The 15,928-nt window shown below is 50.4% G+C and carries 13 protein-coding genes; 8 read left to right on the plus strand and 5 right to left on the minus strand.

All coding sequences use genetic code 11. From position 1 onward, the window contains the following. Nucleotides 1-40 precede the first annotated feature (40 nt). Complete coding sequence (locus OK412_RS22960; protein ID WP_050680262.1) at nucleotides 41-1,966, minus strand: methyl-accepting chemotaxis protein; 1,926 nt, start codon at nucleotides 1,964-1,966, stop codon at nucleotides 41-43. 601 nt (nucleotides 1,967-2,567) lie between these two features. Further along, nucleotides 2,568-4,226, minus strand: a complete 1,659-nt coding sequence (locus OK412_RS22965) for a methyl-accepting chemotaxis protein (RefSeq protein ID WP_060678839.1) — start codon at nucleotides 4,224-4,226, stop codon at nucleotides 2,568-2,570. 640 nt (nucleotides 4,227-4,866) lie between these two features. Here OK412_RS22965 and OK412_RS22970 point away from each other — a divergent pair. Then, nucleotides 4,867-5,196, plus strand: a complete 330-nt coding sequence (locus OK412_RS22970) for a hypothetical protein (RefSeq protein ID WP_010256979.1) — start codon at nucleotides 4,867-4,869, stop codon at nucleotides 5,194-5,196. Nucleotides 5,197-5,271: 75 nt separating this feature from the next. Here the strand turns inward: OK412_RS22970 and OK412_RS22975 are convergent, their stop codons facing one another. After that, complete coding sequence (locus OK412_RS22975; RefSeq protein WP_223566298.1) at nucleotides 5,272-5,505, minus strand: DNA polymerase V subunit; 234 nt, start codon at nucleotides 5,503-5,505, stop codon at nucleotides 5,272-5,274. Nucleotides 5,506-6,463: 958 nt separating this feature from the next. Between OK412_RS22975 and OK412_RS22980 the strand changes: the two genes are divergently transcribed. The 3 genes from OK412_RS22980 (at nucleotide 6,464) to OK412_RS22990 (ending at nucleotide 9,022) form a co-directional block, all read left to right on the plus strand. After that, the gene (locus OK412_RS22980) at nucleotides 6,464-7,681 is read left to right on the plus strand and encodes a diguanylate phosphodiesterase (protein ID WP_010256973.1); all 1,218 of its coding nucleotides are present in this window, start codon (nucleotides 6,464-6,466) and stop codon (nucleotides 7,679-7,681) included. Nucleotides 7,682-7,852: 171 nt separating this feature from the next. After that, entirely contained in the window at nucleotides 7,853-8,062 is a 210-nt protein-coding gene (locus OK412_RS22985; protein WP_010256969.1) for a CsbD family protein, read from the plus strand. 195 nt (nucleotides 8,063-8,257) lie between these two features. Beyond that, a complete protein-coding gene (locus OK412_RS22990; protein WP_033786360.1) occupies nucleotides 8,258-9,022 on the plus strand; it encodes a MerR family transcriptional regulator in 765 nt (254 codons plus the stop codon). A 73-nt stretch (nucleotides 9,023-9,095) separates the two neighbouring features. On the opposite strand, the gene OK412_RS22995 is transcribed toward OK412_RS22990, so the two are convergent. After that, a complete protein-coding gene (locus OK412_RS22995) occupies nucleotides 9,096-9,584 on the minus strand; it encodes an Hsp20 family protein (RefSeq protein WP_010256958.1) in 489 nt (162 codons plus the stop codon). 175 nt (nucleotides 9,585-9,759) lie between these two features. Further along, on the minus strand, nucleotides 9,760-9,999 hold the full coding sequence (locus OK412_RS23000; RefSeq protein ID WP_022624236.1) for a hypothetical protein: 240 nt from the start codon (nucleotides 9,997-9,999) through the stop codon (nucleotides 9,760-9,762). 368 nt (nucleotides 10,000-10,367) lie between these two features. Here OK412_RS23000 and OK412_RS23005 point away from each other — a divergent pair, with 368 nt between their 5' ends. The 4 genes from OK412_RS23005 (at nucleotide 10,368) to OK412_RS23020 (ending at nucleotide 14,745) form a co-directional block, all read left to right on the plus strand. Then, nucleotides 10,368-10,592: a DUF3606 domain-containing protein gene (locus tag OK412_RS23005; RefSeq protein WP_010256955.1), complete on the plus strand. Its 225-nt coding sequence runs from the start codon at nucleotides 10,368-10,370 to the stop codon at nucleotides 10,590-10,592. Nucleotides 10,593-11,112: 520 nt separating this feature from the next. Next, entirely contained in the window at nucleotides 11,113-12,897 is a 1,785-nt protein-coding gene (locus OK412_RS23010) for a GGDEF and EAL domain-containing protein (RefSeq protein ID WP_010256951.1), read from the plus strand. A gap of 199 nt (nucleotides 12,898-13,096) precedes the next feature. Continuing rightward, nucleotides 13,097-13,306 (plus strand): YdgH/BhsA/McbA-like domain containing protein, encoded by a 210-nt coding sequence (locus OK412_RS23015; protein ID WP_264353635.1) that lies wholly within the window; start codon nucleotides 13,097-13,099, stop codon nucleotides 13,304-13,306. A 251-nt stretch (nucleotides 13,307-13,557) separates the two neighbouring features. Further along, a complete protein-coding gene (locus OK412_RS23020) occupies nucleotides 13,558-14,745 on the plus strand; it encodes a diguanylate phosphodiesterase (RefSeq protein ID WP_264353636.1) in 1,188 nt (395 codons plus the stop codon). Nucleotides 14,746-15,928: the final 1,183 nt, after the last annotated feature.

The following is a 15,928-nucleotide window of genomic DNA, read 5'->3' on the forward strand; positions in this document are numbered from 1 at the left end:
GAGAAGAGAACAGCCGCCCAAAGGCGGCTGTTTAACATCATTATGCAGTCTGGAACACCGCAACCATCGTACGTAACTGCCCTGCGCGCGCGGCGAGTTCATCAGCTGAGGAGGCCGACTCTTCAACCAGCACGGCGTTCTGCTGCGTCACCTGATCCATCTGGTTCACCGCAATATTGACCTGCGAGATGCCACTGCTCTGCTCTTCGGATGAAGAAGTGATGTCGCGCATCAGCTGAGAGGTCTGTTCAATGGCGCTGACGCTCTGTTTCACCTTATCGCCTGCGTTCTGCGCCATGGCGATCCCTTCCTGCGCGTGGCCGACCGACTGCTCAATCAGACCTTTGATCTCTTTAGCTGCACTGGCTGAACGTTGTGCCAGTGCCCGCACTTCCGATGCAACAACCGCAAAACCTTTACCCTGCTCACCGGCGCGTGCCGCTTCCACGGCCGCATTCAGTGCCAGAATGTTGGTCTGGAAGGCGATACTGTCGATCACCGAGGTAATCTCTTCAATTTTACCTGAGCTGCCACGAATTTTGTGCATGGTCTCCATCACCGAATCCATTGCTGCACCACTGGAGAGTGCAGCCTGCGTGGCAGATTCTGCACGGGCAGAGGCAAAGCGCGTGTTATCCGCGTTCTGCTGAATGATTGCCGCCAGCTGCTCCATGCTGGCAGCCGTTTCAGCCAGTGAAGCCGCCTGTTGCTCGGTGCGCGACGACAGATCGCCATTGCCACGGGCAATCTCTTCTGAGGAGTTGGCGATGGTAGCCGCGTTACCTTTGATATCCGACACCAGTTGAGCAAGACGCTGCTGCATCCGCATCAGTGCATTCAGCAGCTCAGCCATCTCATTGCTGCCGGAAACGTTCAGCTGTGCCGTCAGATCGCCCGCCGCGACGCGGCTGGCAACTTCGACCGCTTCTTTAACCGGCCGGGTAACAGAACGGGTGATCATCACGGCCAGCAGAATGGCCAGCAGCGCGACGGCAAACAGACCTGCCAGTAACAGATATTGCGCATAGCGGCGTTCCTGGATCTGCGTCTGCATCATTCCTTCCAGACGATGGCTGGTTTGTTCACCCAGCTCGCCGTAACGGTTAATCGCCTGGGTAAAGACCCGCACATAGTCAACCGGCGTCACGCTGGCGTGACCGCTGACAAAGACACTATCAGCCAGATTCAGCGCACTCAGCGCCTGCTGGTTCGCATCCTGTGCCAGATTGCCAAAGGTGGTTTTAAGATCTGGCTCAATGGAAAATACTTTATCCATGTTGCCGCTAAACTGTCTCAGCGCCGTTTTGCCATAATCAAGCTGAAATGCCATGCGGCTGCGATCGGCATCCGACACATTCCCACCTGCAATCAGCGACGTGCCGCTAGCACGAATCTGTCCCAGCGTTTCAGTCAGTTGCGGCAGGCGACTAAAGATACTGACAATCAGCTGGTAGGTATTCAGATCGGCATCCAGCGATAGCTGATAGAAATCAAGTACATCCTGGTTCGTATCGAGTAGCACCTGAATCAGCTGAGCATGTCGCGTCAGGCTGGTTGCCAGGGTCAGTTTGCCCGCGTTAATATCGTTCTGCAGCTGGCTCCACTCCTGATTAACCCGCTCCAGCCGTTTCAGCGGCTGCGCCTGCTCATTATTCTGACGTAATTCGTCAGCAATCGTCTGAGATAAGCGATTAACCTCACTGACCAACGCCATACGTGGCGCGTTATCTGGTTTGTTCAGCGAGATAGCGATCGCACTTTCCGCACGGTGCCGCTGCAGCAGGTTCAGCAACTTGAGCACCTTTCTTTCGACCGGTATACCGGTCAGTTCCACATTCTTTGTATCGATAAGCTGGTTGCCCGTCTGAATAAACAGAAAGGTGGGTAAAATAAACAGCACCAGCGCAAAGGATCCGAGTAACAGGAATTTCGCTGGCAAATTAATCCGGTCGAGTATTTTTTTCATTCTTTTCCGCTCTGATGTGTGAGGCGTGCAGGTGTGTAGCGCACGAAATAGCTTTCGTAATATTATTTATACCTTTTCTTTTACATAGCCAGAGATGCCTCATGCAGCACAATATCGCTATGAAGAAAGGAGTTTCGTATAAAAATCAGAAGTACATATAACACGGAAGGGAGTATAGATTGCGCTGCGTTATTTTACAGCGAATAAAATGACAATATTTACTTCAATATTCACCTAAGCCAAACTTGAAAAATACCCTTAAAAATCATAAAATTGAAATAAAAACACCTGGCAAAAATCATTAAGCCACAAGCCTGACTTCAGCGTTATTGTTTTGAAGATAAAGAAATTCAAGTTGCGTCATGAATAGCCGATAACTGAAATCCTGCCTGTATCTGACTAATTATCACCAGACTATCAAAACAAATATCTACGCCCGGCAAATTCTAATTTAAACCTTATAACCCTAAAGAGTTACCTGCACTTTTATAATGAAATCGATTTCATTTTATATTTATTTCAGAAAAAGTCGTTTATTTATTCTGATTAATGATAAAAAAAGCCCCCACATTGTGGAGGCCCTTAAGTTACTGCTCAACAATTAAAAACTTTCCCAGTTCGCCTTAGTCAGGTCGATGGTCTGCTGCTCAGGCTGCTTTGTGTGTAATACCGGACGCCGTACTGCAGCGGTCTGCTGCGACTGCACTGCACGGTGATTGCTTTCCAGCTTAAAGGTCGCCACCAGTCCCGACAGCGTTTCTGCCTGCTCCTGCAGCGACTTAGAGGCGGATGAGGCCTCTTCCACCAGTGAGGCGTTCTGTTGCGTCACTTCATCCATCTGACCAATGGCCTGATGAACCTGTTCAATGCCTTTACTCTGCTCAGAGGTAGCCGCCGCAATCTCATTGACCAGATCGGCCACCTGCTGAATGGCCTGACGGACATTTTCACTGTTAGATCCAACGCCGCTGGCCTGCTCTAAACCGTGTTCGACCTGTGAAACCGATGTTGAGATAAGATCCTTAATTTCACGGGCGGCAGAAGAGGAGCGCTGCGCCAGATTACGCACTTCAGAGGCAACAACAGCGAAGCCGCGACCATGCTCGCCCGCACGCGCTGCCTCGACTGCCGCATTCAGCGCCAGAATATTGGTCTGAAACGCGATGCCTTCAATCAGTCCGGTAATTTCAGAGATTTTGGCAGAGCTGGCGCGGATTTCATCCATGGTACTGAGCATCTGCTTCACCGCCGTCCCATTCTGGATTGACATGTGATTCGCGTTATTTGCCAGGCTACTGGCCTGTTGCGCACCCTCTGAGTTCTGTCGCACCGTTTCGCTCAGTGTCGCCATGCTGGCTGAGGTTTGCTCCAGTGAAGCCGCCTGTTCTTCCGTGCGTGCAGAGAGATCTTCGTTGCCCGCCGCTATCTGCGTTGATCCGGTACTCACCGATTGCGCGGCGTGACTGACGGAAAGCAACGTGCCGGAGACGCGTGCCAGCAGCTGATTAAATGCCATCGCCGTTTTGCCGATCTCATCCTTACTGCGGACCTCCGCGGTATGAGTCAGGTCGAGGGTATGACTCACCTGCGTCATGGTATTGACCATGCCTGAGAGGCTCTTTTTGATGCCGAGAATCACCTTAGTGGAGAAACCGGCCAGTATCAGAATAAGCAGCAGCGATCCGCCAGACATCGCCCACAGGGTCTGGCTATAAACGCGCTTGTTCTCCGCCCTGAGCTGTTCGCCAATATCGATATTCAGCTGAATCTGACGGGTGAAATCCGCTTCCATCTTACGGGATGCGGCACCAATACCGCCCTCACTCTGCAATAATGGCAGCGTGACCGCATCATTATGGGCGCGTGACGCGGCAAGAAATGCCGGCAATGCGCTGCGGACCGCATCCAGATTTTTATAGGCCTGTTCCGTCATCGCCTTATCTTCATCGCTGGAGATGTCGTTAGCCATGTAGTAATCATTGAGCGACTTAATCTGCGTAAGCAGATTCTCAATGCGCTCTTCCGCAGCAGGGAATTTTGCCGCATCGCTGGTGCTGTGGTGGCGATAAAGCGCAATACCCAACTGATTGGTCACGCTGATCGATTTATTGAGATCGCGAATGCTGGGTATTGCGTTCATCTGTACATATTCAAAGCGGGATTGAAAGCCCGAAATCACTGATAAAGAGATAATCACCAGCGCAATCAGTGACATTGCAAGCAGTGAGAAAATCAATACCAGACGTTGTGTAATAGTCATACTTGCCCCCGGCAAAAAAGAATAATCTGGACATAATTTAAAGTTGGATCGTTCTTATCGGCTCTTGTCTGCAGGGCTTTAATTAAGCATGGCGAATATATTTTTTTATTTTTCCTTGCGAATGGTACAGAGTGAACTAGCCAGAACACTACTCTGCCATTTATTCATTTTTATTTTGACACACCTTTTTACATCTCATCATCTGAGATAAATTTGCCACATCTCCTGTCAGAAGATTTCCATTGCCGGATGGCCACAATGACGCGGAAGCAGCCATTCATTTGGATCTGATAATTAGCCCGCTAATTCAACAGCGATGCTGACGATAATTGTTAAGGAGAAGGCGATTTAAATTCGTGGGATACCGTCGCAGACGCAGCAAAGGCAGGGCTTGTAAAGCTGAAGAGCTGAAGGGGTGAAAAACCAGCATGACAGTCTGTCATCAGATTTTCTGATAAGAGGATGACTGGCTACCTGTCAGATAACAGGTGACGGTAGGAGATTTTAGCCTTTTGTGTCAGGGCCAGATTAAATCAGTGAAATCGCTGGCGGAATGCTGAATCTGGTCTATGCTCACTGGCCCGACCAGGCTTTAGTCTGTTGGGTAGCAATAACGCTTAAAATAAAAAAGGTAGTCGTCATGGATTTAGCCACATTTGAAACCAGAACCGGTCTTTGGCCACACATGCAGTTTACGGATGTTGAATATGAAGTGTGCAGCGCAGGTGTAGAGATCTATGCCATTGATGTCAGTCGTCAGACCAAGAGCAAGCTATTTATCTGTCGTGTCACCAACGAGCAGCAGGCAGCGTCGCTAACGGCACAGTTCAAAGAGTGGTTGCCGAAGTTAAAGCTTAAAAAACGCAAAGTCGCATTGAATCTGGCGCGCATGGCGTGCGAGAAGAGCTTCCCCGCGAATCCTAAATTCCAGGATCGGTCTGACATGCGTCGGAACACATCCAGGCTCTGATGCCTGCTTCAGCCTGTATCTGTTACAGCAGTCAGGCTGAAACCCTTTCTTATCCTGTCTGCGCTGCGGCACGTTTTAATCACGCGCCGCAGGCACACGGAACAGTCGACATTCCCCGGGCTCAATTGAGATATCACTGAAAGTCGTGATATGCATCTCTATCCAGGTATTCGCGGCCCGAAGCGTGTGAGGTGAGTTGCGTTGTTCCAGTTCAGCCACAAAATCCCGGGTACTCACTGTGCACTGACCGGTATCATCCCGCCTCATCGCCTCTCTGAATGCTGACCAGACCTCATCATCCTGTGACATCTTTACCCCACACCGGCTCTCAATCGATAATATGCTGTATATATAAACAGTACAATTATTCGCTTTAAGGGTCAAGTCTGCTCTGTTTACCAGTCTCAGATCGCTAAGCAATGGCTTAATTGTGGCCATTTATAGCAGAAGCAGCAGCCGAAACAGGACTTTAATCCTAATCTTAGAAATCGTTTTCATATCTGATTAAGGTATTGATTTAAATAGCCATTGAATATTGTTAGCTTTTTAATTGTTTGATATCTAATTAAAAAAAGAGTTAACCGTAGCGGCATAAACATCGTTTTTGCCCTATCTTTGAATGGCTCTGTAATGAAATCCACTTCTTTTACAGAGCGATCTGACTCCTACCCTTGCCCCCTTTTACAGGGGGCACTTTTTTCAGATAAGGCAGATATCAACATCTGATTGTCTCTGCAGACCGACAACGTTCATGCGTTGCTGACTACTGTGCTGATGACGTTAAGGGAGTGTCTGGAAAAGTGGTTGATTTGTAACCTGATAATTCATTGGTTGTGCTGACATCGCCTGAAGCCTGAAACAGTGGATTGAATCTCAAAACAATTTTCCGAAATAGCAAATAAACGGATTTTTACCCGCTTAAAAGCCTCGCCAGAATGACGTGGTAAGGAGAATAAAAAGTGCGTAATAATCTGGCAATATCAGATTGACCAGCGCCTCACCAGGGAAGCTGTAACGTTATAATAATGCGCTATATCTGCTGTTCGCCCCCGATTTTATGGGGGTTTTTCTTTTCCCTTCATTTCTATGCCCGGTTATTGCCGCACTGCGATCTGATGTCCTGATTGTCGAATCCTTTAGTACTACCTGAATCTACGATTAAATTAATGCTGCAAATATAACGGCATAATGGTCGTAGTTGTGCCCTTAACCAGCAATATTTCTGTGATATGTTTAATCAGTAACTTTCTGCCACGTGAGTCTGATTATGCTCTCCACCCTTATTTACCGTAGCCAGCTTGCGGGTTCTGTCTCGCCAGAGAGATTGAAAGCGCTGGTGGAGCGCGCCAGTATCAAAAATGCTGAGGCTGAAGTCACCGGGATACTGCTCTATGACGGACAGCACTTTTTTCAGGTGCTGGAGGGTAGCGTCGACAACGTTCACACGGTTTTCCAGCGTATCAGTCAGGATGAGCGGCATTTTAACCTGATTGAGCTGATGCGGGATTACGCCCCTGCGCGTCGCTTCGGTCATGCCGGTATGGCCTTATTTGATTTACGTGATTATCAGAAACACACCGTAGTGGATGCCCTGCTTAAGCGGGTCACCCTGAGTGATGAACGGATCAGAGATGACCGGGTGGTGAAGTTCCTGCGTTCTTTCGTCGAGGGGCGGGATAAAGAGACGTTTATCAAAATTGATCCTGCCAGTCAGTGGACGCTGACAACACCCGTCACCTCCGAATCTCAGCCAGCCTGGCAACCGGCACCGGGTCAGCGTTGTGAATTTGCGCTACAGCCTATTGTGGATACAGCGAATCGCCGGATTGTCTCCTGTGAAGCCTTGATACGTGGCCAGCACGGCGCATCGCCCGCTGATTACTTTTCGCAATTGCCAGAAAGCGAGCGCTATCAGGGCGATCTGCACTCTAAAACCTACGCTTTCCAGCTGGCCAGGCATCTGGGGTTGCGCGAGCAAACGCTCTCCGTCAACCTGCTGCCCATGTCGCTGGTGGTCATTGACGACGCTGTTGAACATCTTATCCAGCAGATCAGGCAGCAGGGATTGCGACCAGAGCAGGTGGTGGTTGAGGTGACCGAAGATGAGATCATCTCGCGCTTCGACGCATTCCAGTTTGCTGTCCAGCAGCTGAAAGCGGCCGGGATCAGCCTGGCGCTCGACGATTTTGGCGCTGGTTTCGCCGGCCTGTCGCTGTTAGCCGATTTCCAGCCCGACAAAGTTAAAATCGATCGCAAGCTGATCACCGATATCCACCGCAGTGGCCCGCGTCAGGCGATTGTGATGGCCATCATTAAATGCTGTCAGGCGCTGGAAATTACGGTTATTGCGGAAGGAGTTGAAAAAATTGAAGAGTGGCTCTGGCTGGAAGGTGCCGGGGTGCGCTATTACCAGGGCTTTCTGTTTGCCCGTCCAGCCCTCAATGCCCTGCCTGCAGTAAGCTGGCCAGCACGACGCCCGGAATAGACCCCGCCGTGATAATCCCCTTTCCTTCCCTTTTGCCCATAATTTGATGCGGCTCACACCGCTTCGCTGCAAAAGGCAAAAGCTGTGCCATGCTTGATTCATCTGACAGCCTTCAGGCAACACAGATATTCATCAGGTCACTGGATAACAACCGGAAATGGGAGAGTCACCATGAACGAAGATCGCATTGGCGGTAACTGGAAGCAGTTCAAAGGTAAAGTTAAGGAAAAATGGGGTGATCTTACGGATGACGATATGACCGTTGTAGAAGGGAAGCGCGATCAGCTGGTCGGTAAAATTCAGGAACGCTACGGCTACGAGAAAGATCGTGCCGAAAAAGAAGTGAAAGAGTGGGAAGATTCCAACAAGTACCACTGGTAACGTGTGCTTAATCGCCGGGCGTCTCTGCGTCCGGCATCTGCCCTGTACCCCTGTTTAATCCCCCTCACCCACTGCCATCTCAGCACCCGATACACCAGCAGATTTTGGAAATGATTGTTTCTTTATTTATTCCTGACGCGCATACTGCGTCATCTTCCCTGTTCATGGGATCTCAATGCCTTTCGGATATCAATTATGCCCCAGCACTCTACCGACACCGTATGTGGTCTCGTCGGTGTTCTTCCTGAAACTCTGCGCCGCTGGCGCCGTGCCGGGCTGATAACGCCGCCTGGCCCTGCTGGTTACTCAGATAATCAGCTTACGCGTGCGCTCTGTGTGCGTGAAATGACCTCAGGGGGTCATACGCTCTTTGATATCCATACTGCATTTAACTGGCCCAGCGTTGCGCTGCCTGGCGGCTGGGCCTGCCGGGAAGAGGATATGTTGCATCTGCTGGCGCATAATACGGACGCAGATGTTGATCGCGAACTACAGATGATGAATACCGACTATTGTGGTGATGATTATGTTAATCGCTACCTGCGGCCGCTCAACCTCTGGCTGCGCACTGACCTCAGCGAAGGTGCGGCGCGGCGCCAGCAGCGCTTTCATTCAGCGGTAGTCAGTCAGTGGGAGCGCCTGGCGCTGGCCTCACAACGACGCAGCACCGTACCGTTGTTTCTTGAAGCAGTCAGCGTCACAGATGAAACCGAGATCTGGATGGAAGCGATACGGCTTAACGGACAGGGCTTTCGGGTTGAAGTTGCAGCAGATGCGTCAGGTATCCCCGCCGTGGCGCAACGCCGCTTTGAGCATCATCTGATGTGGTGTGGTGATGGTATCAGTGCATCGATGAAGGCTGCATTTCACTCCAGTCTTGAGGCGGGTGAACCGATCATGCTGATCGGAACGAATACCGGCTTACCGTCGCAAATCAGCCTTATGGCAGCCAGCGCCTGAACTCTTTTGACTTTCTTACCTGCCAGTGAATAAAAAGGCGGAAACAGCCTGTGCCGTTTCCGCCCTGTTCATATTACTGATGTTCAAGAGTACGTTGACCGCCGATCGCAATCGGGATACGGCGCGGTTTCTCGCTCTCCGGTATTTCCTGGATCAAATCAATGCTAAGCAGACCCTCTGCCAGGCTGGCTCCGGTGACCTTCATGTGCTCTGGAATGGAAAAGCTCAGCTGGAAATCGTGTCGGGAAATGCCGCGGTGGATCCAGCTGGTGTTCTCTTCCCGGGCCTCGCCAGACGCTTCCTGTGACGGTTTCTCTCTGTGACCGGCCACTGAAAGCCGTCCGCCTCGTAACTCGATCTCCAGTTCATGCTCTTTCCAGCCAGGTACACTGACGGTCAACGCATAGCGATTATCCTCTACCCGTTGCAGATCGTAAGCGGGAACCGACGTTACCGGGCTGTCGCCAGTAAGCTGACTGAACAATTTATCGATGCGGTTAAAGCGGTCTGAAAAGACTGAATCAGACAGCGAAGGGAACACTGAAAATTGTTGTACTGACATGGTGATAATCTCCTGAACAGGTTCATCCAAAAGTTCATCTGATCGGTATCATATTTCCGATCATCTCTATAAATAGGGATCAGTAGTCAGTTTTCAAGTTGGTAAATATAATTTTTTTACCGTTATCAGACAGCCGGTTACCACAGAAATAAATTTCAGGGTATTAACGCAGCCGTTACTTTTTGCTCTGAGGTGCAAGAGCAAAATGGGGATGACAGCCAGCCAGTAATAACAGCAACTCATATTCTCCCTGACTTAATAGTGTCGGGTTACCTGCGGCTTCTTTGGTTTGCCAGACGCGCAGGCTAAGGTCAAAACGCTCAGCAGCGCTCTGCTGTGAGAGCCCGGCGGCAAGACGAAGTTCACGCACATTACTCTGGACGACCACAGGCGGCCTGGGGGGACGATTCACCAAACAAAGACTCCTTCAACATGATTAAACCGCAAAGGCACAGCGCTTCACCATCAATAAAAGCGAAGCAACCTGAGAGCGGCCATAACGAAAAGACCACAGAATAATTGACTATTTTAAATAAATGTCAAATTTCAGGTTTAAAAATTATGCATGATTTTTTATAAGCGAAGCGGCATATTTCGCCCTGACGGAGCCTTTTCTATTTCCATAGAGTGCTTTATTCCTCCTGCCAGGAATTATCCTGTTATTTGCCTTAAGGGCCATTCAGGGATTATTCCGCTACCTCAAGCGCCCTTTCTTCATCAGGATAGAGGTATAGCCTGAGAGTCATGTTCAGGCTGCATCATTGAAAAAGAGGAGGATAATGAATGAAAAATCCTATCCAGCGTCGCTCGCCCGACGATCTGTCGCAGGTGGAAATTCGTGAACAGTGGCAAATCACCTACTGGACCCAGGAACTGAGGACAACACAGGAAAGGCTGACACGCGCGATCCGCGAGCGAGGGCCGCGGACCGAACAGGTTCGTGACTGGCTGGAGCAAAACCCGCCGCCACGTCGTCCGACACAATTCACACACGGCATGAAAGGTTAAACTGATTACTGTCTGAAGCGACGCGTTACTGGCAGTCTTGCGGTGGATTGACCTATAGCAGTCAGGAGTACACTGACAGGTCATATCTGCCGGTCTTCATTTTTTCAGGCTTTTACCTGTATTTTTAATAGGTTATCTGCCTGAGCAACCAGCGGATAGCGATCCGTCTCTGGCTGCAGACCTGTTTAATTGTAAAACTGACTTAGAAATAACATTAACCACCCTGAATGCTTATTCATCTCCTGACGGAAAATAAACATTAACAACCGTAAAAACCCTCTCCTGGCTATATAAAATGTACAAATGTAAATAATCAGGCGCATCTTCGATTAAATTTTCGAATCGTAACAACCCCTTTAATGCGTTAAAGAAAATATTAAGAGACACCCGCTGCATAGTCCCTTATTATCCAGTTGAAAATAAAAAATCACGCCATAATTCCTGCCGCCCGAATCACATTTCGCTCCGGACAGTTTTCTTTTTTCGCTCCGTAATCAGCCGGTGCGGGGGTTCTACACACATGTTAAACAATTTAAACGGCGACAATGAGCGCCGCAGCCGCGCCTTACAGGCGTTGCGCGACCCTGATGAAAGCCGCGATGAAGTTCTCCGGAAGTTTGTCCGGTTAGCCAGTCAGGCCCTGGGTATCCCGGGCAGCTTTATATCGGTGCTGGATGATGAGTTCCAGACCGTTCGGGCATCACACAATTTTGAACTGCAACGCTCAACGCGTGCAGATTCACTTTGTCGTCACGTGGTTGATAGCGACAGTGCGGTGATCGTCCCTGATACTTATTACGATGCGCGTTTTGTCACGCATCCCCTGATCACTGGCTCACCCTTTATCCGCTTTTATGTCGGTGTGCCACTGAAAACACGCGATGGCATTATTCTGGGCACACTATGTGTGACCGACACCGAGCCGCATGCGTTTCCCAGTGACCAGGTGACGACCTTAACGCTGCTCTCTACGCTGGTAATGTCCTTTCTTGAAGCCTGGCACTCGGCGGGTTTTACCGATCCGGTGACCGGGCTGCCTAACCGTCAGCGCCTGATACGTGATTTGCAATATCTTGCCGTTGCCGGCGATACCACGCCACGCCGTCTGGTTCTGATTGATTGCATCGATATGTCGCGCGCTTATGAACTGGCCCGCACCATGGGAATGAGCCCGGTTGAGAGCCTGCTGAAAGATATGGCCACTCTGCTGCCGCTACGCCTGCGTCCGGCGGTTGGGGAGATGATCTATACGGTGGCCACCGGCCGCTTTGCTATCCTGACCCGAGCGGATAGCCGACTCAGTGCCGCGTGGGTAGCCGGTCGTCTGGAAGGTATCAGTGCGGACATGGATGAAGGTCTGTCAGTCGCGCTGACTCCCCATACCGGTGAGGCTGACTTTGTCGCTGGCAGCATGCCAGCATCTGAAATATTAGGCCGTGCGGTCAGTGCGCTGCATGAAGCGGTCGGCCGCGGCCTGCCCTCTCAGCGCTTTGACGCTGAGGCTGAAACGCAGCGTTCAGAAGATTTCCTGCTGATGACCGATCTTAAAACGGCATTACGCGAGAACACCGGGCTATATATGGTCTATCAGCCGAAAATTTGCCTGCAAAGTGGTAAACCCGTGGGTCTGGAAGCGCTTATCCGCTGGCAACATCCCAGCCGGGGCGAACTTTCACCTGCCGCCTTTATCCCGCTGGCTGAGCAGACCGATCTGCTCTCTGTGCTGACAGCCTGGATTATCGATCGGGCGGTTGAGCGCCTTAGCCGGCTGAGGAATAACTGTATCCAGCTGCCGCTAACGATAAACGTCAGCGTACGTGACTTTGCGCGCGAGGGGTTCGCTTCAGCACTGGAAAGTAAGATGGTCAAATCTAAGCTCCCGACCTCTCTGCTGGGAATCGAATGTCTGGAAACCGAACGTATCCTTGAAAGCCCGACCGCCCTGCGCGGGCTGGAGATGCTCAGAGCACGAGGATTCACTATTTCACTCGATGATTTCGGTTCCGGCTACAGCAATATCAGTTATCTGCGTCGCATGCCGCTTGATGTGATTAAGCTGGATCGTTCCCTGATCAGTGAGCTTTCCTCTGACACGGCTTCACGCATTATTGCACGCAGCATCATCGCCATGCTTAAAGAGCTGGACTATACCGTGGTGGCAGAAGGGGTTGAGTGTCCGGATGCAGTAACATCCCTGACCGAGTATGGCTGCGATCAGGCTCAGGGATATTTCTATTCGAAGCCGTTAAACGAAGAAGCATTGGATCACTGGCTGCACTGGAAGCTGCGTGGCGAGTGTCATTAATCTGGAGCTGGCGCAATCTGATATCAGATTGCATTTTCAGCTATCAGATCGAGCTCTGATATCCCCCATGGTAATAATTCAAAATATTTGATCAATATCAGCAAAAGTTAGCTATATCAGTCTGGCGAGATCGCGCCTATCATTCATTCCATCGAGGCAAAACGCCTCTCCCTGACTGAAATACGCTAAGGAATTGACCATGAACTCCATCAAAACTTTCGTTGCTGTTACTGTACTCTCTCTGATTTCATTCGGTAGTTTTGCCCAGACTATTACCGCTACCGCGTCTACCCTGGATGCTGCTGAAGCTAAAGTCGCGGCACAGGCCAAAGATGCAGGTGCATCCTATAAAATTACCGGCGCACGCGTTGATAATCGAGCTTATGTCTCTGCTGAACTGATCAAATAACATTTACCCCTTCAATACGATGAGGCTGCCATTACGGCGGCCTTTTTTATTATTCAGTAAGCATAAGTTCGTCTGCTCAGGTTCAGCGTCTCTGATCCCATTATGATTGTTGGAACCGTGCCCCGTAATTTGCCGTTTCGCTTATTGCCACCTGCCGTGGTGCAGTCTGTGCGACAGTGAATAAGGAGAGATGAAACATTTTTTGAACAATGCTAGCGTGTGCGCAACAATCTTATAAAACGGAGCTGCACATGCTGACTACCATAATATACCGCAGCCATATTTCAGATGACTTTCCCATCAGAACCCTGCCCGCGATGGTCGACAACGCCAGCAAAATAAATGCGACTCACGACGTGACCGGCATATTATTATTTAACGGTACCCATTTTTTTCAATTGCTTGAGGGTCCGGAAGCAGGCATTCAGGCAGTCTATCAGAAGATTTGTGCAGATCGACGGCACCACAATGTGGTGGAGCTGATGCGCGACTATGCGCCTTACCGCCGCTTTGGTAATGCGGGCATGGCACTCTTTGACCTGCGTGAACACGATCGCTCATCGCTCCTGCAGGCCGTGCTGGATAAAGGGACGTCAAAATATCGTCTGACCTATGATGATCGGGCACTGCAATTCCTGCGCACGTTTGTAGAGTCTCGTGAGAAAGAGAACTATTACGAGGTCCTCCCGCCGGGTTACTGGGAGTTTATTTCTGAGCACAATGATGTGCCGGACTCCCGTCCGGAGACAGAAGGCGTCAGCTTTCGCCCGGTGGTGGATCCCCTCGCTCGTCAGGTCACAGCGATTGAGGCGACCACTCTGCGACCTGCTCCCGCCGACGACACCTCAGGCGATCAGCTTTATGTTAACGATCTGGAAACCGTGAAAAAGACGTTTGCCCATGCTGGCCTGGTCTGCCCGGACGGTATGACACTGTACGTCAGCCTGCTGCCTATGACGCTGGTGGTGATACCCAATGCCGTCGATCATATTATGGCCGCTATTCAGCAGGCGGGACTGGTTCCTGAGCAGGTTGTAGTTGGCGTAAGCGAAACCGCAGTGATCTCGCAGCTGGAAGCGTTCTCTGAAGCCGTACGCGCACTAAAAGCGGTCGGAATCAGTCTGTCGATCGACAATTTTGGTGACGGCTCCGCGGGATTGTCCTTGCTGACTCACATTCAGCCCGACCGCATTCGTATTGATGCCGGTATCACCCGCGATGTTCATCGCAGTGGGCCAAAGCAGGCGGTGGTTCAGGCGATTATTAAATGCTGTTCCGCGCTGGAAATTACCGTCATCGCGGCAGGGATCGTACAGGCAGAAGAGTGGATGTGGCTGGAGGCTGCAGGTGTGATCAACTTCCAGGGCACGCTGTTCGCAGCCGCAGGGCGTTATGAAGCACAATCCGTTGCCTGGCCGGAATACCGGGAGGCGATGTAACACTCTCTGTCCCAACGGTGATAAAGCGGTACGTCAGCGCGAGTCCGCTTTCTTCACCGATGTCCTGCAGAGCAGTATCAAAGCCGCATCGGCCCCGATAAACACCTCCCCTCCCCCGCGCCCCCATCGGACCCGTTCTTGTGACAGGGATAACGGCAGCGCCTTCCTGATGGTTCCGGCCATGCCTCAATCTCTGTACTCATTCTGGCTTAGTTCTATTTGATAACCACTGTAGCGAGTAAAGTTACCTGTTTAACTCTTCCAGTAAGCAAATCAGTGGCGGATCCTTTTTAGGATCGAACTTCATCGCCTATCCACTGTAGCGAGTAAAGTAACGATATTCAGGGTTCGGAAACCACTGTAGCGAGTAAGCAGAGCAAGTAAATCGTCATCCGTCCTTCTAAATTGCAGCGCGAAGGCGCATTAGCCTTTGTTTCAGGTACTCCAGGTACGGTTTCATTCAGTCATAACCACTATAGCGAGTAAAAAACCGATCTCCCTCTCAACAATGAATTTTGACCCTTGATTGCAGAATCCGCCCTGTGTGGGTCCTCGCAAAGGTGCTTTTATGAATGCAGCTAAGCTCTTTAACTGCAAAAATCTGAAGCACGGCACACCGTTTAACGGCTGTGGCGAGTAACCATTTTTAGGTGTGGGAATTTGGCAATTTAACAGGAAGTCTTTTACTGACAGTGCAATAAATGATAGTGAGTGCTTACTCTATTTAAGGTAACCACTATATCGAGCATAGGCCAGTGACAATAACAACCACTATAGCGAGTAAGCTCCTCATTTCTGCTCCCAATTAACAACCACTGTAGCGAGAATATCGCATTCATCAGCGCCAGTATCTGATCATTAACTGAACGCTTTAGCGATAAAACAACCTGATAACCACTGTAGCGAGTAGTTTACTCACCCTGGATGGACAAAACGGAGATGAAAAAGCGCGGTAACGGAGGAGATAACCACTATAGCGAGTAGAGTAATGACACCAATTCCCCTGCACAGCCTGCTTGAATACTTCATGACGGGCGTACTTTCTGTGCTGTGATCAGGTAAGTAACCACTATAGCGAGTGAACATTGGGTCTCATTCTGGCTATTACGCTTTTGAGGCCGCTCTTCCGGGAGAGACTAACCACTATAGAGAGTAAACACAGCACCGGGCTCAATTCAGGTCC

The organism is Pantoea sp. JV6, assembly GCF_025910055.1.
In the GTDB taxonomy this organism is placed as follows: Bacteria; Pseudomonadota; Gammaproteobacteria; order Enterobacterales; family Enterobacteriaceae; genus Pantoea; species Pantoea agglomerans.

Excerpts from the sequence above, each read along its gene's own strand:
- OK412_RS22985 (WP_010256969.1), top strand. The coding sequence starts at position 7,853 with ATGAACGAAGATCGCATTGGCGGTAACTGGAAGCAGTTCAAAGGTAAA.
- OK412_RS22975 (WP_223566298.1), bottom strand. The coding sequence starts at position 5,505 with ATGTCACAGGATGATGAGGTCTGGTCAGCATTCAGAGAGGCGATGAGG.
- OK412_RS23020 (WP_264353636.1), top strand. The coding sequence starts at position 13,558 with ATGCTGACTACCATAATATACCGCAGCCATATTTCAGATGACTTTCCC.
- OK412_RS23005 (WP_010256955.1), top strand. The coding sequence starts at position 10,368 with ATGAAAAATCCTATCCAGCGTCGCTCGCCCGACGATCTGTCGCAGGTG.
- OK412_RS23015 (WP_264353635.1), top strand. The coding sequence starts at position 13,097 with ATGAACTCCATCAAAACTTTCGTTGCTGTTACTGTACTCTCTCTGATT.
- OK412_RS22990 (WP_033786360.1), top strand. The coding sequence starts at position 8,258 with ATGCCCCAGCACTCTACCGACACCGTATGTGGTCTCGTCGGTGTTCTT.
- OK412_RS22970 (WP_010256979.1), top strand. The coding sequence starts at position 4,867 with ATGGATTTAGCCACATTTGAAACCAGAACCGGTCTTTGGCCACACATG.
- OK412_RS23010 (WP_010256951.1), top strand. The coding sequence starts at position 11,113 with ATGTTAAACAATTTAAACGGCGACAATGAGCGCCGCAGCCGCGCCTTA.
- OK412_RS22965 (WP_060678839.1), bottom strand. The coding sequence starts at position 4,226 with ATGACTATTACACAACGTCTGGTATTGATTTTCTCACTGCTTGCAATG.
- OK412_RS22980 (WP_010256973.1), top strand. The coding sequence starts at position 6,464 with ATGCTCTCCACCCTTATTTACCGTAGCCAGCTTGCGGGTTCTGTCTCG.
- OK412_RS22960 (WP_050680262.1), bottom strand. The coding sequence starts at position 1,966 with ATGAAAAAAATACTCGACCGGATTAATTTGCCAGCGAAATTCCTGTTA.
- OK412_RS22995 (WP_010256958.1), bottom strand. The coding sequence starts at position 9,584 with ATGTCAGTACAACAATTTTCAGTGTTCCCTTCGCTGTCTGATTCAGTC.